Here is a 23303-nt window from a genome sequence, read left to right as displayed (position 1 = left end):
CACAGACAAGGAGGACACGGTGGCTTCATCTGAAGGAAAAAAAGGCCTGTCACGACGGGATCTTCTGTTCGGCGGATTCCGCAAGCTCCGCGAGACATCGCAGGAGCGCCTTGAGGCGTCAAAAGCGCACAAAAACGAGCAATTCACCACCCCGGCAGACAACACCACAACGCCCCAGCAGGACGTGAAACACGGGCGCGCAGCGTTTCTGCGGGCGGGGGAAGCCTACGCCGCATCCGACTACGAAGCCGCCATCCCCGAGTACCGGGAGTGCATCAAACGCCTGCCCCACCACAGCGAAGCGCGCCAGCGCCTTGGCTACTGCCTGTACCGCACCGGGCAGTACGTGCAGGCAAAGGTGGAGTTCGACCGCGTTCTGCGCGACCTCGGCAAAGACAACTTTTCCTCGCTCTACCTTGGCCTCACCCTGGCCCGCCTCGGCAAGCGCGAACAGACCGTCACCGCGTGGCGCGGCTATTTCAACGCCGGCGAGGTCCGCATTATGCGCGAGCTGAACGTCCAGACCGCGCTTATCGAATCCAGCGAGGACTACGAACTCAGCGAGGCCGCAGAAGCTGTGGAGGACGCCATCGCCATCCGCAAGAAAGAACTCCTGTCGGAAAGCGCCCAATAGTGTCTGCGCCCTTGCCATCATCTCTGCATTACGGGTATTTCTAAAGTATTATGCTACGCCGCCTTCTTGCCATCTGTCTGGTAGCCTTTCTGGGGTGGGCCCTCTCCCTTCCGGCGCGTCCCGCGCACGCCGAACAGATTGTCCTGCAGCTAAAATACCTGCATCAATTCCAATTTGCCGGATACTACGCCGCACTGAAGGAAGGCTACTACGCGGACGAAGGGCTCGACGTGACCCTGCGCGAGGGCGTCCCCGGACAGAACCCTCTTGCGGCGCTTCTTGATGGATCGGCGGACTACGCCGTGCACAACGCTCAGGCCATGCTGGACTACCAGCGCGGCACTCCCCTTGTCGCCCTTGCCGCCATCTTTCAGCATTCCCCGGCCGTACTTCTTGTCCGGTCAGACTCCGGCATCTCCAGCCCCTCGGCCCTGAAAGGCAAGCGCATCATGGCCTACATGGAGCAGGACGCGGAAATCCGCGCCATGCTCCAATCCGCGGGGGTCACCACAGGCAACACGGAATTCACCCACCACACGTGGGACGTCACACCGCTGTACACCAAGCAGGTGGACGCCCTGTCCGGCTACACCACCAACGAAACCTTTGCCCTGCGCGAGATGGGCGTGCCCGTCACCGAGCTGGCGCCCATGACCTACGGCATCGATTTCTACGGCGACTGCCTCTATACCACCAAGGACACGGCCACCACCCACACCGACCGCACCCAGCGCTTTGTGCGAGCCAGCCTGCGCGGCTGGGACTACGCCATGAGCCACCCGGAGGACGTCGCCCGGCACATCACCCAAACCTACGCCCCGCACACCACAACCCAAACCCTCCTGCGCGAGGCCGAGGCACTGCGCAGCCTCATGATGCCCAAGCTTGTGCCTGTTGGCACCATGAACGCCGCGCGCTGGGAGCACATCGCCACAACCTTCGCCGACCTCGGCTTTATTGACTCCGTGAGGCCCATTGACGCATTCCTCTTCCAGCCAAATGGCGTCCTTCCATCGTCCATAAAGCTGCTGTTATGGGCCCTTGGCGTTGCCATCCTGCTGACGGGCGGTGGGCTTTTTGCCCTCTTTAGCTTCAACGCCCGCCTCAAGCGCGCCGTGGAGCGCCGTACCACCGAGCTGGAGGAACACCGGCAAACCATGGAGACCATCCTGTCGGTGTCCCCGTCGGGACTGCTTCTTGGCAAGGGCCGCATCATCGAGTGGGCCAGCCCTGCCCTCGGGCGACTGCTTGGCTATGACGAAGATGAACTTGCGGGCATGGACACCCACGACATTTACGCCACCAACCGGGAATACCGCCGCGTTGGCGCGCATCTTATCCAGTCGTTGGACCGCTCCGGCTCCGCCAGCCTCGACGCCGCAATGCGCCGTAAGGACGGCACCCATGTTTCCGTGTTCATGTCCCTGCGCCACCTGGACTTTACAGACCCCAACCGGGGCTACATCGCCGCGCTCATGGACATTACAGAGCGCAAACGCAGCGAGGACAGCATCCGCCTTGCCGCGCAGGTCTTTGAGCAAAGCAGCGACTCCATCATCATCACGGACAGCGACAACCGCATCGTGGAGGTGAACCGCACCTTTACCGAGCTGACGGGCTACACACCCAAGGAAGTGCTGGGCCACCGCCCAAACACCCTCAAAAGTGGCCGCCACGACCGCGACTTCTACGCCAAAATGTGGGAGAGCATCAGCTTTGACGGCAAATGGAGCGGGGAGATTTGGAACCGCAAGAAAGACGGCGAACTCTTCCCCGCGTGGCTGCGCATCACCACCCTCAAGGATGCCTCGGGCGAGGTGGTCAACTTCATTGGCACCTTCTCGGACCTGACGCGCGAAAAAAAGAGCGCGGAGAGCATCTACCGCCTGAACAACTTCGACGTGTTGACGGAACTGCCAAACCGCGCGCTGTTCATGAACCTGCTGGCGCAGGAACTCTCCCACGCCCAAAACAACCAAAGCGGCGTCGGCGTCATTCTCTTTGACCTCGACAACTTCAAAAACGTGAACGAATCCATGGGCATCGCCAGTGGCGACGATGTGCTGCAGCAAACCAGCAAGCGCATCAAGGCGGCCTTTACCGACGGGCTGACCGCCGCGCGCCTTGGCAGTGACGAATTTGCCATGATGATTCCCGGCGTTGCGGATTCCGAATCCCTCACGCAGATTATTCCCCGCCTGCAACAGGCCATTGCCCCGGCCTTTGCCCTGCCGGGGGGCGAGGCGTTCCTCACCTGCACCATGGGCATCGCCATTTTCCCGGACGACGCCACCGACGCCGAAGAACTCATGAAAAACGCGGAAAACGCCCTGCACCACGCGCGTGAGGTCGGCTTCAATACCTACGCGTTCTTCTCCACGGAAATGACGGAGCGCGCCTCGGAGCGTCTGCAACTGGAAACCGCCCTGCGCCATGCCATCGAGCGCGGCGAATTTGAGCTGTACTACCAGCCCAAGGTGGACATCGACTCCGGGCACGTTACCGGGGCGGAGGCGCTCATCCGCTGGAACCACCCCGACTGGGGGCTTGTCTCCCCCGTCCGGTTCATCCCCATTTTGGAAAAGGGCGACCTTATCGTGCCTGTTGGCGAGTGGGTCCTGCGCGAGGCTTGCGCGGCATGCAGCCGCCTGCACGCCGCAGGACACGAAGACCTGCGCATCGCCGTCAACCTCTCCCCGCGCCAGTTTCTGGAGAGTAACATCGTGGCCATGGTGGAGCGCTGCCTGAAAGAGCACAGCCTTGCCCCGCGCTTCATTGAGCTGGAAATCACCGAAGCCCTGCTGGTGCAGGACGTGGTGCGCGTTTCCGAAACGCTCAAAAGCCTCAAGCGCCTTGGCGTCACCATCGCCGTGGACGACTTCGGCACGGGATATTCGTCGCTGTCGTACCTGACGGAATTCACGCTGGACACCCTTAAGATTGACCAAGCCTTTATCCGCAACGTGGAGAACGACAAAAAGAGCGCGGCCATTACCAGCACCATTCAGGCCATGGCCAAAAGCATGGAACTGACAGTGGTAGCCGAAGGCGTGGAAAATGAGGCGCAGCTAAACTTCCTGCGCTCCCTCGGCTGCGTTACGGCGCAGGGCTACTATTACGCCAAGCCCTTGCCGGAGGCCACATTCCGCGACTGGCTCCGCGCCCAGCCTACTCCGCAGGGACCAGCCCCACACTGCGAGCCATAGCCCGCGACAGGAGCCTGCATGGACGACATTCGCCTTGCCTGTCACATCTGCGGCGGCCCAGCCGCCATTGAGGGACGCTGAGCACGCGCCACGGTTGTCTGCAAGGCTTGCGGATGCGCCCTGCCCCTTACGGAGTACCGCGACGACATCGACCGCTGGAAGGATGACGTCTGCGAAAATCCTCCGCACGACGAAACCGGCGGAGAAGACGACCCCCACGGCGGGGAGGCCCACGCTCCCCTTCCCCCTTCCGACACGGAGGACGCATGAGTTGGCTGCTTGCCCTTCTTGCCGCCGGAGGCGCCATCTACTTCTTGGTACAAGCCCACCGCCGCGCGAAAAGCGACTTTCGCGACGCCATGAAAAAGGCCGAAAGGAAGCGGAGTGCTCCTTCCGGCCAGTCAACGGACCGTAAAGTCTAAAACCCGTGCCGTCAGCGCCGCCTTTTGGCGATGAGCCGCCCAGTCATATAGTAGTTGTACGCCAGCGATATCATAATGGCGAACAGCGCGGACGCCACGCCCATGGCGGCGTTGTAGTATGGCGGCGCAACCAGCGCGAGGCGGATAAACACCGTGCTCAGCGCCAGCCCGGAGTTGCGGAACATGGCCACGAAGCCCGGCAAATGCCGCTGGGCCACCAGCACAATGAAAATATCGCTAAAGATAAGCACGGTGTAGAACACCGTAAAGAAGTCAAACATCTCCGCGCCGGATACGCCAAGCCACAGGTTGTACGCGCCAAGCACGGCAAAAAGAGCCAGCAGCAAGAGTGACAGCGCTTTTTTGGTCAACACAAAGGCATAGAGTCCCGCCCCGTCGTGGTGCACCTTGCGCGCCTTCCCTACCCGGATAAACACCGTCAGCAGCACAAACACCACCAGCGCGCCCATGCCGTCGGACAGGATGCGGAGCAGCGGAGTCATGTCCTGCGGAAAGACCAACGGCTCGTGGATGTTGACGAGTTCCTTAAAGCAGCTACGCAACAGGATAAGGGCCAATATCTCAAACTGCTTGCCCACAGCCCGCGAAAAGGAGCGGGGCAGAGTGAGCACAAGCTGCATCACCTCCTGAAGCAGCAGCAGGGTAAAGGCCATATTCACCGCGTAAAAATGATTTGTCGGCACCACGCGGGCGATGGACGCGGGAAAAAGCCCCCATCGGTTCATCTCAATAGCTGCCAGCGAGCCTAAAAACACCACAACAATGGCCGTCGCCAACCGGCGCGAGGTCACCTCCCCTTCCCAGAAGGCATGCACGGAGTCAAACCCGTGGGCTACGGTCTCAAAAAAATACGTCAGGCCCCGCGTTATGGCGCTTTGTCGGGCCTGAGTCTGTGTGTCTGTCTCCATGCTATTTCCGTCGTGCGTTGTCACGCTGTCTGCCGGTCCTTGGTGATGGTGTTGCAATGCTGCGCGGCCCCCGCGCAAGGTGTGAAAAGCGTCCTACCGCACGCCCTGCCCATTCAGATACGCGCCCAGCTTCTTATCCGTGCCGGAGATGTGATTCAGGAACCACTGGGTCAAATACTCCAGCACCTCCTTCATCAAGTCTTCATTACCGCTCAGATATTCGCCATAGAATTCGGTAGCCTTCAGGCTACACTCCATATGCTGCTCCACATGGGCATCATACCCGTCGTAGAGAAACCGGTCCATGTACTTTTCCTCTGCGGCAAAGTGCTCCCGCGTGTAGTCCACCAGCTCGCGCAGCACATCGAGTAGGACGGAGCGGTCCCCCCGGCGCCATGCGTCGTCCAGCGTCTGTATCATGGTAATAATCCGCTGATGCTGCGCGTCAATCTCGCCAATGTTCACGCGCAGGTCTTCCGTCCATTCAATGCGTTTCATTCCGTAACCCCGTATGGTTAAACGCGCGCCGTGAACGCGGCGCACCTTGGCGCGAAGAGTACCCACTGGCGCAGGCAAGGGCAAGGCCATGCTTCTCCTTCCCCAAACGCGCTGCGCCATCTTGCTCCTGCCCCGCCTCTCAGGCATAACAATATATGGAGTCTTCTACCACGCACGCACCACTTCGGAGCAGCACGTGACCGACACGGCCCTGTCCGAACGCATCCGGCAGCTTGAGGAAGCCCTCAGCCGCGGCGACATCGACCGCGAGGACTTTCTGCGCACGCTCACCCGGCTGACGCAAAGCGCATCCGAAGACCTCACGCGGCGCGCGGACAGCGCCTCGCCTACGCCGCCTGCCACGTCCCCGGCAACGCGCCACCGTGCAGACGTGGAGCATGCGTCCGAGGACGACAGCGCCGCACAGACTCGCGGCGACACCCCGCCCGGCCCCTCCGCGCCGGAGCCGCTGTTCTTCGACATTCCAGCAACGCCCAAAGACTGGGCACCCCAACCCGTGGACCCGGGACGCGTCATCGTCACGGGACGTTCATCATGGGACAAGGTGGCGCGTCCGGGGAACCTGCTCGGCGCAGAAAGGCAGGGAAAGGACAGCGAAAAGCGGGACGACGCCGCACAGCTCAAACGGGACTATCTGGCGCGCATGGCCTCGGACAGTCTGCGAAAAACCCGGCGCAAAAAAAACGCGCAGGCCGCCTTTGTCATGTCCCTCGCCCTTGGCGGGCTGGGGCACCTCTACATTGGGGCCATCGGCGTTGGCTCCGCGCTTCTGCTTGTCAGCTCCGGCTGCATGGCCGGGCTGCTGCTGGGTGAACCGGAGGTGCTGTTTCTGCTCGCGCCCATGAACCTGCTGGCCGCCGCCCTCGCCCAAAAGGCCGCCCTCATCCTCAACCGCGACATCGACAACAAAACCCGCGCCGCGCGCCGCATGCGCGGGACGGAAGAGCGAAGCGGCATCGACCTTGATAAATCCATACGCACCACAGAGCAGGTCCACCGCGAAGTCGTAGACTAGCCTGAGTGCGCCCGCACGCACCCGACGCTGACGCGGGCGGCCTCGCCTTGCTCCCTCATTCGCCCCCCTCTTCACGATTTTCACAAGCCATATCAGCCATTTCGACAATCCCCTGCCCCAAACCGTCATGCAATACGGCGTTCATGGATGCGGTACGGCATGCACCGCCCTTTCGCCCTTACGCACCGGATGCCATTCGCCGAGGCATGGTACAACAGCCCTTCCCCGGCTTTCACAGGCGCCGCTCCGAGCTTTCACCAAAGGCATTGCACGTCCCGCCGCTCACCCCAGTCCGGGGATTACAGACGCAAAAAAAGCCCCCCGCACAGTGCGGGGGGCTTTTTTTGCGTGTCGCGTCGAAAGGTCGCTACACAGCCTGCGCCGTATCCTGGCGCTCTTCGCTCATGGCGGTGGCGTGCTTGGGGCACATCCACGCGAGGCGGTGGGTTTCCGGGTCGAAACAGGCGCGCACGCCCTGTGTTTCGCCGCAAACCTGGCACGGCTCCGGGGTGTAATTCTTGGTAAACACGCCATAGCGCAGCAGCGCCTTGTGGAACAGGGAAACCACACGGCTGCGGCCATATCGGCGCATGGCGGCCATGTCGCGTTTATTGATGGTGCCCAACTCGGACACACGCACGGACGTGCGCTTCTGGCGGTCGATAACGACCTCCCGGCCCTGAAAGCGCATGACTGCCGGCTCTTTCCAGCGGCAGCATATCCTGCCTCTTGATCTGTCGTACAAAAGTGTCATGGTGCTCTACTCCGAACAGTGTATGGACGACGCTGCGCAAGCATAAACGGCTTGCGCAAGTACTCCCCTTTTATGCAAGCTGCCGCAGCTGGCTTGCAGACCTTGCCCGCCCATGAACGCGAAAGTGTAAAGAAATTTACGATTTAATGCCGCATTCTGGAGACCCAGCGCAGCGATAAGGCGGTGCCACAGTGTGGCGACAGGCAGGGGCGTAACTCGTTAGCGTCGGACTTTGTGCATATTTGAACTGGTTGAACAGTCAATCAAAGTGAAATCGTTGTCAAGCGGAAATGACATCCCGCCGACAATTTTCTGCCAAGTTCCTATTACTTCTCGCTATAGCCCGGCCAGCAACGCATACAAACAAACAATTGGTCGCGCCGTCCCGTCCAACGTAACAATCACAATAGGGCTTACGCCCCATCCCGAAAAGCAAGGACAACACTTTGAGAAAAAAGGAACTTTTGCCACGCACGGTGCGGCGCATTCGTGATGCGCGAGTCGTCTATTGTGGCGTGCGCGTGCTTTTGGGGGCGCTCTTCGTCTTTGCCGGGCTGACCAAAATGCAGGACATCCCGGCCTTTGCCGCCTCCATAGACAGCTACGGCATTTTGCCCACTGCCCTGTCGGGCCTCACGGCGCACGTACTGCCCTTTGTGGAAGTGGGCGCAGGCATCGGGCTGATTGCGGACATCCGCGGCAGCCTTGGGGTCATCACCGCCATGAATGCCATCTTTCTCGTTTTCCTTGCCCGGGGTATCGCCATCGGCCTTGATATCGCCTGCGGCTGTTTTAGCACCGCACCCACGGAGCCATCCTTCTTCAGCGGGATGCGCTGGGCCTTTGCGCGCGATGTCATGTTCATGGGGCTTATCGCCTACGCGTACTGGTGGCGCCGGGCCAACGGGGCGGTTTTGCGCCCGTTGTCGGCGCTTGTCTTTTTCCGCAGACCTTCAACAAGGGGAACCTCCTGATGCGCCACCACGGCTCACTGATCACCCTCGTCCTCACGGCTGTTTTTGTCCTTGGCCTGTCCGCCAACGCTTCCGCCTTTTTCGGCACCAACAAATTTGAAAAGGAAGTGGAAACCGAGCAGAGCGCGGTTAAGCTCGTGCGTGAAGTGCAGCGTGGCGGGTACGACGTCATCACCACGCAGGAGCTGGCCGAGCGCATGAAGGCCGACCCGGACATGCTCGTCATCGACACCATGCCCTATGAGGCCAGCTACGCCAAAAACCACATCCCCGGCGCGGAGCAGTTCCTGTTCCCCATCCCGGAAATGGACGAGTGGGACACCGCCGAGACCGGCGGCAAAACCGTGGACGACTTCACAGCCCTGCTCGGCCCCGACAAGGACCGCACCATCGTGGTGTACTGCGGCTTCGTGAAATGCACGCGCAGCCACAACGGCGCGATGTGGGCAAAGCGCCTCGGCTACACCAATGTCTACCGTCACCCCGGCGGCATCTTTGCTTGGAAGGGCGCGGACATGCCCGTTGACTCCGTCAAATAACGTCCTGCCCTTTCCCCACAACACAGCGCGGCGCCCTGCCTAGGCAGGACGCCGCGCTGCGTTGTTCCGGCTTGGGCGCCGCAAGGATGTCCATCCCCAGGTGCCCCCCACGACGAAAAAACCTTTTCTGCAAGGCGAGGCCCCGCACGGTGTGCGCCCGCCCCGTCATCTCCGCGCCACTGCGCGCCCGAAGCGGCTTTCACCTGCACGCAGCCCTACTCAACGCGCCGCAGGTCGCGCATAATGGCGTCCGGGAAGGTGTAGAGCGCATTACGGCCAAGGGTCGCCAGCCCCCAGCCGGGGACAGCGCCACGCCGCCGCCCTGTTATCCTGTAGCGCGGATAAAAAATCGTGCCGTCCTCCAACAGCCGCCACACCCGCGCGTCGCGCAGGGAAAAGTCGTGGCCATCCACACGGGTGGCGGTAAACCCCGTTCCACCAGGAACCCGGCACCCCACCAGCAGTACAAACGCCCCTTCAAAACGCCCACAAATGTGCTCCATCTCCGCAAGGACGTCGCGCCGCGCCCCGCCACCGGCGACATCCAGCACAACAAGAGCGTCGCGGGAATACAGGTAGGGTTTTTCCGTGTCGATATGCCGTAGAAATTCGGCGGGGGTCAGGTTGTAGAGATAGAAGTTCTTGCTGGCCGCGCCCAGATTGAGCGCGGTGTGGTAGCGGTCGCTCTCATGTTCGCAGGCAAGGCACTCGCGGTCCTGCGCGCGTGCGGCAAGGTGCAGGGCATTGGCCGGGGCCTCGCCGCCAAGGGCCACAACGTATTCGCAGGCATCCATGACGCAGTCGGCCACGCGCGCAAGGGCGTCATCACACGCAAAAACCGCGTGCCCCCCCTTCCGGCGTGCCACCCACTTTCGCCACCAGACGCTCCCAAGCATTGCCCGTCCTCCTGCGTCCACCACGGTTCACAGCTCACTATTCAGTTGCAACACGGCTCCAACGGCGGACGGCTTTGTACAAGCATACCAGCGCCCCCGGCCTGCGTCACGCACCGCAGAAAAAACAAATCCCCCCGGCGACTGTCCTCACAGTCATCGGGGGGAGTAGGGAATGGTTTCCGTCGTTGCCCAAATCCACGGCCTCAACACACTGGTTTGAGGTTCGCTTCAGTGTTGCACACTAACACGCCAACCGAAACATTCTGGCCATACTGGCGCGAAACTCGCGCCGCGTCTCGCGGAAGGGTCTTCCGCGTTGGCGTCATTCATCCCGGCATGCGCTTGCCGCTTAACAGGTGCCGCCCGCGAAAAGCGTGTTTCAAAAAAATCCCGTTGTGCGGCGCAGGCCAGCAGGGAACGGGCTTTTTTCCTGTTTATTCTCTCCGGCGGAACCTCCCCGCGCGTGGGTGGATTCCCCTCCCGGCTCGCGTTGCCGGACCGGAGTCGTAAGAAGTAGAAAACCTCTTAAGCGGTAATGGATCGCTGATCTTTCAAAGAACTTTTTTCCATTGACTCCATATTCAGGCGGCGGGGCGCAAAAGTCAACCAAAATCGTACAAAATTTTCCTTTATACCACAAAAGGCGCGTGACGAAACGCTTTTTGGCGAAATATGCATACGCCTGCGCCATCCGTCTCCCTCTTTGCCACCGTTCTCCGGTAGCGCTCTGCCCTTTTCAGGCCGCCTTGCGTTTGTTTTGCATGCCGCGCCCCGGTTTGCAGCGGTCGCAAGGCCCGGTTGGCCTTGCATTGAGACCGCTTTTTCCGTACATGGGCGGCATGTCCAATCCACAGAATTTTCCCCCGGCACTGGTGGACTGCCACCCACTTCTCCGCCGCCTGAGCGGACAGGTCATCTGGTGCATGTTTGAGGAATATGAGGCCGACCCCGCCGACATCGACACCTTTTTGCAGTGGTATGAAGCCCGCAGGGCAGAAGCCCTCAGCCTCATCGCCCGCGTGCAGGACCCCGTCCCGTCCGGCGACATCGCCGCCCTGCGCATCGACGTGCAGAACACGCCGAACACCTGCGACTTCTGCGCCGCCCTCAGCGGCAAATATATCGACGCCTCGGACCCGGACCTGCCAAATCTTATGCCGCCCTACGGCCTTGGCTGCGCCGCACGCGCCGTTGCCGTCACCCCGGAGGACGCCGCCGCCCTCGACCCGGCAGACCGCATCACCGGAGAAATCACGCCGCCCTGCAACCTGCTCTGCGGCGACTGGATATTCACCCACCCGTGGAGCACCCGAGGCCTCGCCGACGAATAGCCGCCGGCCAGCGCTCGCCTCTCTGTCCCCCCTACGCCACAACACCGCCCGAGGGCGCTACCGCGCCCCGGCGGGTTTTCCAGCCAGCCCACAATAGCCTTCATCATGGTCGCCGTTCTTGTCGGCATAGCGAAAGCGCCACATCATACACTGCACGCCCTGACACAGGCGAATTTTCCCGTCCTCCGCCTTCAGGTGCGGGCAATATTTCGTCCGCGCTTCATCCTGTGGAAGCATCATGGCTTACCCTCCCTCACTTTTTGCTGGGTTGGCTGACTCTGCACGCCGCGGGGATATACGGCCACTCTGGCGCAAGGCTCAGGCATCACGTTCCATTGTACTTTGCGCAGCACCCACGGCCCGCCCTGCTCTTCCCAAACAGTGGCAGCGCCCTCTCCCTCCTTCGCGCCTCTCCGACGGCATGAGGGAGTCGTCCACCGGACGATAGCACATCCCCCCGCAACGCAAAAGCGCGCAAATCCGGGATGTTGCATTGCGCCCACAGCCACCTGCCACAGCGCGCTCGTGCTGCCATGCGGCACCACTCTGCGACGCACATATAATTAGCACCCTAACTTCTGCGCCAGCATTGACGTGCTGGCGCCACTATCGTAGGCTTGAGCATCCCAAGGACCGTGCGCCATTTCAGCGCGCACCAGTTTCGCAGGAGGCCCTTATGGGACATTGGCAACGCGGATCGCCACTGGCGACACTCCCTGAGTTTTTGGCAACATCGCCCGAACCGGGCGAGTCCCTCCATGCATTCATCGACGCGATGGAAGCCGTCTACAGCCCGGATATTTTCAGCCGCGCCATTTACTTCCTTGCCCATATTTCCCTGCCTTCGGACGAAGCCCGCGAGCACTGGCTCGGCATCCTGCGCCATCAACAGCGGATGCGCGAACTTGGCGAGCAGGACATCAGTATTTTCGCCACGGTGGCGGATTATTTCACCCGTTTGCACCCGCGCCTGCAATCTCCGGTCGCCATTGAGGCGCACATCCTTGAACAGTGCGAGCGCCTTGCCCACATCGACGACCTGACAGGACTGTACAACCGCCGCGCCTTCAACCTTGAGCTGGAGCGCGAGATTGAGCGCTCGCGCCGCGCGGGGACGCCCTTTTCCCTGCTGATGGTGGACATTGACCACTTCAAGCGTGTTAACGACCATTTCGGGCATCAAACTGGCGACCTTGTCCTGCAGACCATCGCCGCCACACTGACGCGGACGGCGCGCGGCATGGACCGGGCGGCCCGCTACGGCGGCGAGGAATTCGCCATCATCCTCCCCGGTACCGGGCCGGACAACGTCTACGCCGTGGGCGAGCGTTTCCGCACCGCCGTGGAGCGCACAAACTTTTCCCTGCTGGTGCCGGACCTGTCCATCGTCACCATCAGCATTGGTGCGGCGGGCTTCCCTGCCTGCGGCACTTCGCCGCGCAGCATTATCGCCGCGGCGGACCGCGCCCTGTACCGGGCCAAACGCTCGGGCCGCAACCGCGTCAGCACCCGCGCCGAGGATATGCGCGCCCATGAGCGGCACTTCCTCGCGCTGGACCTGCTCTGCTCGGACCAATCAAACGGCCACCCCCAACTCTACGCCCGCACCCGCGACATCAGCGAGGGCGGCATGGCCTGCGTCACCAACGACAGCGCCATCTCTCCGGGCACGCCCCTTCGCGTCTCCATCATCGACAAGGCCCTGCCCTTTGAGCCAACACTGAGGGCCACCGCCGTCTGGAACACAACCAACGAGCGAAGCGGACAGACGCACCTCATCGGCATGCAACTGCGGGACAACCCTCCCGGCGTTATGAACTGCTATACCAGCTACCTGCACACACTGCTGCGCCAAACCAACGCCACCGCGTAACCACTCCAGCCCACACCCGCACCCTGCACCGCCGCACCTTTTTGCGCCGCGGGTCTAATGTCCTGCCGCAAAACGCCGATACGACTCTCAGCCAACATCACGGCAAGGAGTCATCATGGATATCGCCAACGTCACATACGCCGCACAGCCCATACTGCCCTTCTCGCCCGATTCCACGGTGCGGACCGTTTCTCCCGCCTCGCGCTCGCAGCGGCAGGAACAGACCACCCGCTCCTTCGGCGAAAATCTTGTTTTGAACCTCGCCCCGCGTGAAAGCGAGCAGGATTCCTCCACCCGCAGCGCCCTTGCCAAGGCGCTGGACAACTCCATGAAGTTCATCCGCGAAAACTTTGGCGAAGAAGCACAGGCCGCGGCCATGGTGCTGGTCGCCCGGCGCATTGACGCCTCCGGAGATACGGACGAGGAAACCCTCAGCAAGGGCCTGCTTGACGTTCTGCGCATGGTGGACCGCAACCACGGCATGGCCGCGGGCGACTCGCTCATGAGCCAATTCAATGGCGAACTGAACGCCGCCATCAACGACTTTTTCGACAACGGCTCGCTGGAAAAGTTCTACGCCGCAGGGCAAAAGAACCCCGTCGCGCAGGCCATTCCCGACGTGATGTCCCATGTGATGGACACCTACGGCAGGGATACCGCGGGCGACGTGGCCACCATCCTGCGCGAGACGCTGGACCAGAAGCTGTCCCCTTCCTCCCTGCGCAGCGCCCTACAAAAGGCCACCACCCTCATCGCCGACCGCTTTGGCACAGACGCCGGGCAGGCATTCTCCATGTTTGCAGGCAACATCATGGGCGAAATGGGGCAGGACCAAACCGGACTCCTCCAGACGGGTGCACTGCTGGACATAGCGGTCTAGCCTCCACACTTCCCGCACAATTACTTCCGGGCGGAGCCATGCTCCGCCCGTTGTTGTTTGCGCCATAGCGCATCATATTTACATATCCATACGCAATACTTTCCAAAGCAACTTGCCCCGCACGGCGTTCTCGACTATGCCGAAAGAACGAGTATCCATCCACACAGGATGCTCCAACCACCCTTTCGCATAGGGAGTACGACGCCGCCGCCATGCCGACCACCTCAAGCGCCGAACCACGTCCGCCCGCTGCCAGCCGCTCCACCGGTGCAGGGACGAATTTGTCCTTGCTCGTGTACCTTGTGCTGTTCATCACGCTGACCGTCCTGACCATCGCCACCACCATTGAGCACAACAAACAAAGCCACCTCAACAGCATTGCAGACACCACGGGCGCACTGGCCCGCCACTTCGCCTACGAACTCACGCACCACCCAGAAGACATCCCCCATATTCAGCACGAGCTTACAGAACTCGCGCGCCACAGCACCAGCGTGATGACCATCAACATCATCACCACCACGTCCCCCGATGCCGAGCCACGCATCATCGCCTCCAGCGACGCAAAGCGCGTCGGCACGCAGCCGTCCGAGCGCGCCAAGGCCGCCCTTGCCGCCAAAACGCCAAGCAAAAACGACTGTACCCTGCATGGCCGCCCCGGAGTGTGCTTCAAAGTCCCCCTCACGCGGGCGGACGGCTCAGTTTTTGGGCTGATGACCTACTCCGTCACCATGTACGACAATACCGCCGCCGTGTGGCTGTACACGGCCGTGACGGCCATTTTATTTATGATTGTCGCCTACATGCTGCACCGGCAGCAGCGCCGCACGCATGAGGAACTCAGCGCCCGCCGCGTCACCGAGCGTGAACTCACCCTGCGCGAAGCCCAGCTAAGGCAGATTATCGACCTTGTGCCGCACCTTATCTTCGCCAAGGACGAGGAAAGCCGCTTCATCCTTGCCAACACGTCCGTTGCCTCCATCCACGGCCTGAAACCGTGGGAACTGGTGGGCAAAAAGCAATCCGAACTCACCTCCCCCCTGCCCGAGCAGACCGTGCGCTTTATTATGGACGACAAAAAAGTCATGCGTACCGGCGCCTCCCGCATCGGCTACGAGGAAGAACTCACCTGCGCAGGCGGACAGACCCGCATCTACGAAACCAGCAAAATTCCCTTCACCACGGCGGGGCACTCCGCAGTCCTTGGCGTTGGCATCGACATCACCGAACGCAAGGCTATGGAATCCGAACTGCGCCGCCACAAGGAGCGGCTGGAAGAACTGGTGGACGAGCGCACCAAGGCCCTGCAGGACGCCAACACCAGCCTGGAGAACGAAATCGCCGAGCGCGCGGTGATGCAGCGGCGCATTGAGCAGTCCCTGGAGGAGAAAAACATGCTCCTGCAGGAGGTGCACCACCGCGTCATGAACAACCTGCAAGTCATCTCCGGGCTTCTGGACATGGCCCAACGCCGCGCGGACACCCCCGCCGTGGCCGAACTGGCCGGCGACCTGTCCACAAAGATCCACAGCATCAGTCTGGTGCACACCCTGCTCTACCGCAGCGACAGGTTCGACACCATCGACTTTGCCCAGTACATGCGCCAACTCACGGCCCACCTGCAGGTGGTCTTTGACGCGCGGCGCATCACCATTGAGTACGACCTCACCCCCGTATCCCTGCCCATCGCCACGGCCAGCCCCTGCGGCATGGTGGTCAATGAACTGGTCAGCAACGCCCTCAAGCACGCCTTCCCGGACGGGGCTGACGGCACCCTGCGCCTGCGCCTGTGGCGTGATGGCAGCACCGTGCACCTCTCCGTTGCCGACACCGGCGTGGGCATTCCGCCGGACTTCGCACCGGCCACAGCGGTCAGCATGGGGCTTCGCCTCATCACCAACATTGTCACATTCCAACTGCAGGGCGCCTTTACCTACTCCAACGACAACGGCACCCTTGTCAGCATCAGCTTTCCCCTGCCCGACCACTGCGCGTCGGACCATTTGCCCGAGCCAGCCACCGCCTAACAAAAAAGGCGACGCCGCATGCGGCATCGCCCAAAAGTTATTGTGGGCCGGGGCGTCCCCGGCCTTTACTGCGGCGCTACTTCGCCACGCCCCCATCCTCCTGCCCGTCCAAACTCCGGCCGAAGACGAACACACCAGTCAGCACGGCCACCATCAGCGTACCAATGACGCCGCCGGTCCAGAACACCCCGCGCAGTCCCCCAAGGACATAGGCCGTGCCCATAACCAAAGGGCCAAGGGTCTGCCCAATGCGCAGTACCATGCCATTAAGGGCCATAAATGCGCCGCGCTCCTCCATGGGAGCCATCCCCGCCAGCAGCGCCTGCACGGTGGGGATATTAAAGGCCTGCGCCACGCCAAAGAGCAGCACAGGAACCGCCACACTCCACGCGCCCGGCATCACCGGAATGAGTACGGCGGACAGAGCGTACAGCACAAAGGCCGCCACCAGCAGCGTCCGAGGCGCCACCCAGCCGGACAGCCGCCCCACCTGCGACGCCACACCCGCCGATGTCAGGCTGGATATGGCGATGATGGACCCGATAACCGGCGGCGTGGCCGCAAAGGTGGAGGATAAATAGATGGGCAGGTAGGTGATGATGACGCCGTACAAAATGATGAAGGACGCGCCGGTGGTAGCGAACAAACACAGCGCGCGCGGGGACGAGGCCCGCACAACGGCGCGGCGCATCTGCTTCATGAATTCGCCCTTGCCCTGCGGCTGCGGCACCTTGAGCCACAGCGCAACCACCACGGCCAGCGGCAGGGCAAGCAGGGGCAGTTCAAAGGGCCATTGCCAACCAACGGCCGCCAGCCCGCCGCCCACGAGGGGGAATATGGTGGTGCCAATGGACAACACGCTGGCGCTGTACCCCATGGCCTGCATGCGCTCGCGCCCGGCGTACATATCGCCAATAATAGTGGCGCACAGCGCCCACAGGGACGACGCGCCAATGCCCTGCAGAAAGCGCAGGCCCACCAGCACCCACATATTGGTGGTGAGCGCGCACAGCCCGCCAAACAGGCCAAAGATAACCAGCGACGGCACCAGCACGGCCTTGCGCCCGTAGGTATCGGACAGCACACCGGCCACAGGCGCAAAAAGCACCCCCGGCACCGTAAAGGACGAGATAAGCCACCACGACTCAGCGGGCGGAATGGCCATGGCGTGCAGCATCCTCGGCAGGGCCGGGGCGATGCTGGAAACGCCCATCACGGCCACAAGGGTCACGCCGAACAAGATCTGAAGATTCGTATCGCGGTATATCCTACGAAGCTTGGCGGAATCGGACTGTTGCATGCCGGGCACCATACACAGCACGCCCCGCGTTGTCTGCACATTTCCCGGCGCCCGCAACGCTGCGCCGCAGGGGCACCAATCCCCCCGGCATTATTGAGAAAGCCGCACACGGCCGCCACACATACGCCGCATAGAAGCGCGGCGCCCCTGCGCCAGAATTACTTGCCCGCTGTGGCCTTCAGAAACTTCTCCAGCAGCGCCCGCGTTGCCGGGTCCGCATACAGCGGCATGCTGGTCAACGACTCCGCACGCTCCTTAAAGGACGCAAGGTCCGGCTGTGTCTCCACCTGCATTCCGGCGGCTTCCAGCTTCTGCAAAAAGTCTTGAACGTTGGTGCGGTTCCACTCCCGCTGATAGCGCGACGCCTCGCGCATGCAGTCCTTCAACAGAGCCTGCGTCTGCTCCGGCAGCGCGTTGAACCAGCCAAGGCTGGCAATGTCCACATGGGCGGAATAGACGTGCCCGGTCAGGGTCAGGTACTTCTGCACTTCGTACAGTTTGGCGGTCCACACCACCCACAGCGGATTTTCCTGCCCGTCAATGGTGCCCTGCTGCAGCTCGGAATAGATGGGCCAACCCATGGGCGTGGGGTTCGCGCCAAGGGTACGCCACAGTTCCTTATGCAGGGTGGACTGCATAACGCGAATCTTCAGCCCCTTCACGTCGGCAAGGCTGTGGACCGGGCGCGTATCGTTGGTAAGGTTCCGGAAGCCGTTCTCGGAAAAGGACAACCCCTTAAAGCCCGCGCGCTCCAGCGCCGCCAGCACTTCGTCACCGAGTGGCCCGTAGAGAACCTCGTCCACCTGCGCATAATCGCGGAACATGAACGGAAAACTGACGACCTTGACTTCCGGGACAAAGGTATCGAAAGGCCCAAGGGTACAGATGGCCATTTCCACAGCGCCCATCTGCACCTGCTGGAGAATCTCCGTCTCCGTTCCCAGTGAGCCGCTGTGGAAAATCTCCACGCGGTAGGCTCCGTTGGAGCGCTCCTGCACCAACTCGGCAAAGCGCGCCGCCGTCACATGCTGCGCGGAACCGGGCGGGGTGACGATGCCGAGCTTGATGACCGTTTCGGCAGAGGCCGTCGCAGCCAACCCCACCACGAGGGTCAACACCGCCACAAGGGCGCAGAGCGCTGAAACCAGATGCTTTTTCATGGATATATTCCTTCCCTTGCGAACAAATTGCACACGCAAACACACCACTGCGTTACGAAAAACGCGTTCTGCCTGCGTACACGGTGGGCGGGGAAAAGAAAAGCCCCCGGGAAGGGCGCCGGGGGCTTGGCGCGCCGCACATGCGGCGCAGGCAAGGGGTGGGCTACCAGGGGGTCCGCTCTCGTCGCGGGCGGTCCTTGGCAATATTCACACGAAGGGGGCGCCCGCCAAACATGGTGCCATCAAGGGCCTCAATGGCGGCGTCCACTCCGTCTTGGTCCATTTCAACAAAACCGAAACCACGTGGGCGACCGGTGAACCTGTCTTCAATAAGCCGTACAGACGTCACGCTTCCGTGCTCTTCAAACAGGGCGCGCACCTCGTCCTCCGAGGCACTGAAAGGAAGGTTTCCAACATAGATGTTCTTACCTGACATAAATCCCGCTCCTCAATGGAATTGCCTGCATCACGGTGGATGCGATAAAGATGTACACTTTTGCACAACTATGCCACACCTACTGCAAAAAGCAAGACCTTTCACCCAAAAACATACACTATTCCCGACACTTCTCGCCCCACCATCACGCACAACAGACAGCGTTGCATCCAAATTTCTGCGGCACACGGGCATTTTTGCACTGCAACAGTCCACATAAACGGTGCCGCGCATTCCGCAAGACGTTTCACCCCGCCACAACGGGCCTGACGTGAGCGCCACCACGGCCATCCCTGCCCCCCAAGCGCGGCGCATTCTACCCGCCGTATGGGCCTTTTCAGCCTTTGCCCTCCCCCTGCGCCGCGCCCCGCACAGCAGTTTCACCAAGGATTCTGGCCCCCTGCAAACTTCGCCAATATCGCGGGGTGGTTGCGGTGAAATTCAGCCTCTGACGGGCTTTTCCTTCAATTTTTCCTGCACCCCGCCTAGGCACAAAACCGCCAATGATGTACTCTACCAAGGTGTGCGTCTTCCTTTCTGCCCCGCGCTGTGCGCGTGGCTCAGGCGGCCAGCCTCTTGCCGCCACACTGCAAGCGGATGACCACAGCGTTCCCGGCCCCGACGACCGATTGCCAGGACGGCGACGGCCCGTCCACTTTGAGCACACGGGCCCCGGCCCTCAAACGTTGTGAAGGAGCACGACGTGGGACTAAACGTAAGCTACAAAAGACTACGCTGTAAGGGTTCCTGTGGACGGCACAAACTGCTTGAACTGCTCGTCACCACCGAGGAAGGCTCGTATACTATGGACGAGGCCGACCTGTCGGGAAAACCCGGCAAATCGGGCATTCCCCGTGGTGAGGCGGCACAGGGAGCAAAAGCGCACGGCGCGCCATCCTCCGAGCCATCGCAAAACTTCTGGGAACCGGAGTACGAAATCGTGGAGTGGCAGGGCACGCCGGACACCAACGCCCAAGCCCTCGACAGCATCTGCAACCGCAAAACCCTCGCCCTCCCAGATCCGGGCGGCCCGCGATCCATACTCAATACCAAGGTCTAACCGCCGCGCCATAGCACAACTACGCGGCCACATACCCGCGCCAACACACAAAAAAACGTCCAGCCAGTGGCTGGACGTTTTTTGTCCCGGTGTCCCGGTGTCCCGGTGTCCCGGTGTCCCGGTGTCCCGGTGTCCCGGTGTCCCGGTGTCCCGGTGTCCCGGTGTCCCGGTGTAGGCGCGGAAAGCTAGGCCTTCATCTTGTCCTCAACGGAGCGGGGCTTGGCCTGCATGCGTCCGCCCTGTCCGGCGCGGTAATCGACCTTCACGGTCATATACACGCGCTCGCTTTCGGCGGCGATGGCCTTGAAGCACTGGGATATGACGGCGTTCACCTCATCCCATTCCCCTTCAAGAACCGTCCCCATAGGGTTCAGGGAATAGTCCAACCCGCTGTTCTTGACGATGGTGACGGCGCGGGCCACCCACGGACTGAGGCTGACGCCCTTGTCCACCGGAAACAACGATACTTCAGCCATAACGCTCATCGGTACTTCTCCCGTTTTATGGTTCTGGCAGAAAAAAAGGCCGCGGGTGGTGCCCGCGGCCTTTGTGGTCGGTCGTGTTATTTGCCCCGCATCTGCCGTATCTGCTTCATAACCAGCTTCTGGGCGGACAGGGACTCCTTGGTCCGGAGTTCCTGCAGCTCCTCGCGGTCCACAAAGTAGATGGCTTCTGCCGGACAGATGGCCACACAGGCCGGGCCAAGGCCCCGGCGGCGGCGCGCGGCGCACAGGTCACACTTGGTAACCGGCACCACGCCGCCTGCGTGGTAGATGGCGTTGAAGGGGCAGGCCTCCATACACTTCATGGCGCGGCATCCGCGACAGATGGTGGGGCTATGGATAACCACGCCCTCATCGGTCTTATTGATGGCGCCCGCGGGGCAAGCCTTAATGCACTGCGGGTTCTCGCAGTGGTGGCAGTAGAGGGGAAACGCCAGCCCCTCGTCAGTCTGCGTCATCTGGATGCGCGGGATACCGTGGAGGAATTTGCAAATGGCCTCGCACGACTCGCACCCGATGCACTTGGAATAATCAACCCATTTGGTCTTTGGGCATTGGTCTTTCTTGCTGTCGGACATATTGTTCTCCGGTGATGGATTCCGCTGGTGGCGCGGGCTAGTCGCTGGTTGCGGCAAAGTCGAGCCACTCTTCCATGGACCGAGCCGCCTCAAGGCCGCTGGTGATGGCCCAGCCAATCTTGCTGGGACCGTTCAGGGCGTCGCCAGCAAGGAAGACGCCTTCCAGCGGTGTCATACGCGGCCAGCCTGTGGCCTGCTTGCGCACCTTGCCGATATCCACCTTGTCCGAGGCGGGAACCGTGGGCAATTCGCCAACGGCGGTGATGACGAGGTCCACGTCCAGCACCTGGTTGGACCCCGACTCGGGCACCGGACAGCGGCGTCCGCTCTCGTCAGGCTCCCCAAGGGAACATTGGATATACTCCAGCCCCTCTACGGTCTCCTCGCCAAGGATGCGCACAGGCAAGGTCAGTTCGCGCCAGATGACGCCACGGTCCTGCAGCAGGGCAATCTCGTAGGGACCGGCGGGGGCTTCGTTGCTGGTGCGGCGGTACAGCATGTAGACCTTGTTTGCGCCGCTGCGCAGTGCGCAGTCCGCCGCGTCCACGGCGGAAAGCCCGCCGCCAACGATGGCGACATTCTTGTCCTTGGCATCGGAGTAGCAAATATCCTTGCTGCATGCCGCGCCGCGCAGGGGGAACAGATATTCCAGACCCGACAGCACGCCGGAAAGGTCCTCACCGGGGATGCCCATACGGCGAGAACGCCACGAACCGGTGCACAGCATCACGGCGTCAAAGTCGTTCCGCAGGTCCTCAAGGGCGATGGTCTCGCGCATCAGGTCGTCGCCTTCGTCGTGGTCCGTGGAGTCCTGCCCCACTATTTTCACACACGGGTGGAAGATGACGCCGTAGTCCTTTTGCAAAATTTTGGCGGCTTCCTCAACGCGTTCCACCGCAAGGCGGAAGTCCGGAATGCCAAAAAACAACAGACCGCCGGGCTTGGGCATCTTGTCGAAAATTTCAACATGATAGCCCTGACAGGCCAAATAGCCGGAAACGGCCATTCCGGAAGGACCGGCGCCGACCACGGCAATCCTGCGTCCGTTTGGCTCACCGGGAGCGTCGCGGAACAGGGCAAAATTCATTATACTCTTCATATCGTTCCCCTTTTTCGATTCATGCGGCCGGGCCGCGGCATCGTCCTTCCCGCAAAGGGGGATTGTGGATTCAATCGTATCAGGATACTCAAATTGCTGCGCACGCACAACGCACGTCGCCGCAATGGGGCATTGTCAATCACATATTTCCCGTGCTGTGTCCACCGCGTTTTTTGTCACAAGCGCCTCGGCTGGCGCGGGTTTCCCCGCCCCGGCGCTCGCCGCAGGCGCCCCAATTGATGCTCCAGTTGACGGCCCTGTCCGCCGCGCGCTGCGAGGGCGCGCAAAAAAACACTTTTCACCACCCGAGAGCCTACGCCATCATATCCATTATGCAAGCACGCATCCACGCCATCCATCACAACTGCTTTTGCATCGCCGCCAGCGGGCGGATGCTTGTCTTTGACTGGCCCGCACCGGACCAGCGCCCGGCAGAGGCCGCCACAGCGCTGACCCAACTGGTCACCGGCCAAGACGCCATCGCCGCATTCTCCCACAGCCACGGCGACCACTGTTCGGCGGATATTCGAGACATCCTCGCCGTTGCCCGAAGCTCGCGGTATATCCTCTCCGACGACGTTCCGGATATGGTGCCCGAGCTGGACCTACCCGGCGCGGCTATCCCCGACCCCGGCGACCCGCCGCCCGCGCCCGGACCGTGGACGCGCGTTGACGACGGGGTGTCCGTATCGGCCATGGCCAGCAACGACCTTGGCGCGGCGTTTCTCATCCGCCTTGGCGGCTGGCGCATATATTACGGCGGCGACCTTGCCGAGTGGATATGGCCGGAAGCGGGCGACGCGGCCAACGCCTTTACGGCGGAGTATTTTAGCGCCGCCATCGAGCACGTTCGCGCCTTTGCCCCGCATATCGCCCTCACCAACTGCGATCCGCGCCTGCCTGGCCTCTCCGGCGCGGCACGGTTTGCGGACGCCGTGCGCCCGGCATGCCTTGTGCCCATGCACAGCTTTGGCAACACGGCGCACCTGCCGGATTTTGCGCAGCAGGTGGCGCGGCCGGGAATGCAGGTCTTTGCCGCAGCGCGCCTTGGGGAGTCCTGCACCATCACCGTAGACGCCCCCGCCGACGCCGGATAGAACACAAGCGAGAGCCGAGAGCCGAGAGCCGAGAGCCGAGAGCCGAGAGCCGAGAGCCGAGAGCCGAGAGC

Annotated in this window: 24 protein-coding genes; 12 read left to right on the top strand and 12 right to left on the bottom strand. The window is 61.8% G+C overall.

Going from position 1 to position 23303, the window contains the following annotated elements; genetic code table 11:
- Positions 1 to 19 precede the first annotated feature (19 nt).
- The 3 genes from ACI3L3_RS05705 (at position 20) to ACI3L3_RS05695 (ending at position 4262) form a co-directional block, all read left to right on the top strand.
- Positions 20 to 634 carry a tetratricopeptide repeat protein gene (locus tag ACI3L3_RS05705; RefSeq protein ID WP_404844150.1) on the top strand — a complete coding sequence of 205 codons (615 nt, stop codon included), beginning with the start codon at positions 20 to 22 and terminating at the stop codon, positions 632 to 634.
- Positions 635 to 684: 50 nt separating this feature from the next.
- Positions 685 to 3840, top strand: a complete 3156-nt coding sequence (locus ACI3L3_RS05700; protein ID WP_404844149.1) for an EAL domain-containing protein — start codon at positions 685 to 687, stop codon at positions 3838 to 3840.
- A 266-nt stretch (positions 3841 to 4106) separates the two neighbouring features.
- On the top strand, positions 4107 to 4262 hold the full coding sequence (locus ACI3L3_RS05695; RefSeq protein WP_404844148.1) for a hypothetical protein: 156 nt from the start codon (positions 4107 to 4109) through the stop codon (positions 4260 to 4262).
- An 11-nt stretch (positions 4263 to 4273) separates the two neighbouring features.
- Here the strand turns inward: ACI3L3_RS05695 and ACI3L3_RS05690 are convergent, their stop codons facing one another.
- Both ACI3L3_RS05690 and ACI3L3_RS05685 read right to left on the bottom strand, forming a co-directional pair.
- A complete protein-coding gene (locus ACI3L3_RS05690) occupies positions 4274 to 5191 on the bottom strand; it encodes a hypothetical protein (RefSeq protein WP_404844147.1) in 918 nt (305 codons plus the stop codon).
- Positions 5192 to 5284: 93 nt separating this feature from the next.
- Positions 5285 to 5689, bottom strand: coding sequence for a bacteriohemerythrin (locus ACI3L3_RS05685; protein ID WP_404844146.1), 405 nt, complete (start codon positions 5687 to 5689; stop codon positions 5285 to 5287).
- Positions 5690 to 5885: 196 nt separating this feature from the next.
- On the opposite strand from ACI3L3_RS05685, the gene ACI3L3_RS05680 reads away from it, so the two are divergent.
- Positions 5886 to 6725 (top strand): hypothetical protein, encoded by an 840-nt coding sequence (locus tag ACI3L3_RS05680; RefSeq protein ID WP_404844145.1) that lies wholly within the window; start codon positions 5886 to 5888, stop codon positions 6723 to 6725.
- A 367-nt stretch (positions 6726 to 7092) separates the two neighbouring features.
- Here the strand turns inward: ACI3L3_RS05680 and ACI3L3_RS05675 are convergent, their stop codons facing one another.
- The gene (locus tag ACI3L3_RS05675; RefSeq protein ID WP_404844144.1) at positions 7093 to 7416 is read right to left on the bottom strand and encodes a hypothetical protein; all 324 of its coding nucleotides are present in this window, start codon (positions 7414 to 7416) and stop codon (positions 7093 to 7095) included.
- A gap of 509 nt (positions 7417 to 7925) precedes the next feature.
- On the opposite strand from ACI3L3_RS05675, the gene ACI3L3_RS05670 reads away from it, so the two are divergent.
- Entirely contained in the window at positions 7926 to 8453 is a 528-nt protein-coding gene (locus ACI3L3_RS05670) for a MauE/DoxX family redox-associated membrane protein (RefSeq protein ID WP_404844143.1), read from the top strand.
- Positions 8453 to 8992, top strand: a complete 540-nt coding sequence (locus ACI3L3_RS05665) for a rhodanese-like domain-containing protein (RefSeq protein WP_404844142.1) — start codon at positions 8453 to 8455, stop codon at positions 8990 to 8992. The genes ACI3L3_RS05670 and ACI3L3_RS05665 overlap by 1 nt, the downstream gene beginning before the upstream one ends.
- Positions 8993 to 9207: 215 nt before the next feature.
- On the opposite strand, the gene ACI3L3_RS05660 is transcribed toward ACI3L3_RS05665, so the two are convergent.
- Entirely contained in the window at positions 9208 to 9888 is a 681-nt protein-coding gene (locus ACI3L3_RS05660) for a hypothetical protein (RefSeq protein ID WP_404844141.1), read from the bottom strand.
- Between the two features lie 379 nt (positions 9889 to 10267).
- Positions 10268 to 10579 (bottom strand): hypothetical protein, encoded by a 312-nt coding sequence (locus ACI3L3_RS05655; protein ID WP_404844140.1) that lies wholly within the window; start codon positions 10577 to 10579, stop codon positions 10268 to 10270.
- Positions 10580 to 10727: 148 nt separating this feature from the next.
- Between ACI3L3_RS05655 and ACI3L3_RS05650 the strand changes: the two genes are divergently transcribed.
- The gene (locus ACI3L3_RS05650) at positions 10728 to 11219 is read left to right on the top strand and encodes a hypothetical protein (RefSeq protein WP_404844139.1); all 492 of its coding nucleotides are present in this window, start codon (positions 10728 to 10730) and stop codon (positions 11217 to 11219) included.
- 57 nt (positions 11220 to 11276) lie between these two features.
- On the opposite strand, the gene ACI3L3_RS05645 is transcribed toward ACI3L3_RS05650, so the two are convergent.
- Complete coding sequence (locus ACI3L3_RS05645; protein ID WP_404844138.1) at positions 11277 to 11459, bottom strand: hypothetical protein; 183 nt, start codon at positions 11457 to 11459, stop codon at positions 11277 to 11279.
- A gap of 436 nt (positions 11460 to 11895) precedes the next feature.
- Here ACI3L3_RS05645 and ACI3L3_RS05640 point away from each other — a divergent pair, with 436 nt between their 5' ends.
- From ACI3L3_RS05640 to ACI3L3_RS05630, 3 genes are all read left to right on the top strand, one after another.
- Positions 11896 to 13092 (top strand): diguanylate cyclase, encoded by a 1197-nt coding sequence (locus tag ACI3L3_RS05640; RefSeq protein WP_404844137.1) that lies wholly within the window; start codon positions 11896 to 11898, stop codon positions 13090 to 13092.
- 115 nt (positions 13093 to 13207) lie between these two features.
- Positions 13208 to 13972, top strand: coding sequence for a hypothetical protein (locus tag ACI3L3_RS05635; protein ID WP_404844136.1), 765 nt, complete (start codon positions 13208 to 13210; stop codon positions 13970 to 13972).
- A gap of 212 nt (positions 13973 to 14184) precedes the next feature.
- Complete coding sequence (locus tag ACI3L3_RS05630) at positions 14185 to 15999, top strand: sensor histidine kinase (RefSeq protein ID WP_404844135.1); 1815 nt, start codon at positions 14185 to 14187, stop codon at positions 15997 to 15999.
- 76 nt (positions 16000 to 16075) lie between these two features.
- On the opposite strand, the gene ACI3L3_RS05625 is transcribed toward ACI3L3_RS05630, so the two are convergent.
- From ACI3L3_RS05625 to ACI3L3_RS05615, 3 genes are all read right to left on the bottom strand, one after another.
- Positions 16076 to 17299 (bottom strand): MFS transporter, encoded by a 1224-nt coding sequence (locus ACI3L3_RS05625; RefSeq protein WP_404844134.1) that lies wholly within the window; start codon positions 17297 to 17299, stop codon positions 16076 to 16078.
- A gap of 158 nt (positions 17300 to 17457) precedes the next feature.
- A complete protein-coding gene (locus tag ACI3L3_RS05620; RefSeq protein WP_404844133.1) occupies positions 17458 to 18459 on the bottom strand; it encodes a TRAP transporter substrate-binding protein in 1002 nt (333 codons plus the stop codon).
- Between the two features lie 163 nt (positions 18460 to 18622).
- Positions 18623 to 18895 carry an RNA recognition motif domain-containing protein gene (locus ACI3L3_RS05615; RefSeq protein WP_404844132.1) on the bottom strand — a complete coding sequence of 91 codons (273 nt, stop codon included), beginning with the start codon at positions 18893 to 18895 and terminating at the stop codon, positions 18623 to 18625.
- A gap of 703 nt (positions 18896 to 19598) precedes the next feature.
- On the opposite strand from ACI3L3_RS05615, the gene ACI3L3_RS05610 reads away from it, so the two are divergent.
- On the top strand, positions 19599 to 19955 hold the full coding sequence (locus ACI3L3_RS05610; protein WP_404844131.1) for a hypothetical protein: 357 nt from the start codon (positions 19599 to 19601) through the stop codon (positions 19953 to 19955).
- Positions 19956 to 20140: 185 nt separating this feature from the next.
- Here ACI3L3_RS05610 and ACI3L3_RS05605 read toward each other — a convergent pair whose 3' ends face one another.
- The 3 genes from ACI3L3_RS05605 to ACI3L3_RS05595 form a co-directional block, all read right to left on the bottom strand.
- The gene (locus ACI3L3_RS05605; protein WP_404844130.1) at positions 20141 to 20440 is read right to left on the bottom strand and encodes an MTH1187 family thiamine-binding protein; all 300 of its coding nucleotides are present in this window, start codon (positions 20438 to 20440) and stop codon (positions 20141 to 20143) included.
- A 77-nt stretch (positions 20441 to 20517) separates the two neighbouring features.
- On the bottom strand, positions 20518 to 21036 hold the full coding sequence (locus ACI3L3_RS05600; protein ID WP_404844129.1) for a 4Fe-4S dicluster domain-containing protein: 519 nt from the start codon (positions 21034 to 21036) through the stop codon (positions 20518 to 20520).
- A gap of 37 nt (positions 21037 to 21073) precedes the next feature.
- Positions 21074 to 22135 (bottom strand): FAD-dependent oxidoreductase, encoded by a 1062-nt coding sequence (locus ACI3L3_RS05595; RefSeq protein ID WP_404844128.1) that lies wholly within the window; start codon positions 22133 to 22135, stop codon positions 21074 to 21076.
- Positions 22136 to 22467: 332 nt separating this feature from the next.
- On the opposite strand from ACI3L3_RS05595, the gene ACI3L3_RS05590 reads away from it, so the two are divergent.
- The gene (locus tag ACI3L3_RS05590; protein ID WP_404844127.1) at positions 22468 to 23232 is read left to right on the top strand and encodes an MBL fold metallo-hydrolase; all 765 of its coding nucleotides are present in this window, start codon (positions 22468 to 22470) and stop codon (positions 23230 to 23232) included.
- The last annotated feature ends 71 nt before the right edge of the window (positions 23233 to 23303 follow it).

The sequence above is a fragment of the Desulfobaculum sp. SPO524 genome (assembly GCF_044987625.1).
Lineage (GTDB): Bacteria > Desulfobacterota > Desulfovibrionia > Desulfovibrionales > Desulfovibrionaceae > Desulfobaculum.
This window is presented reverse-complemented; position numbering and strand designations above follow the sequence as displayed.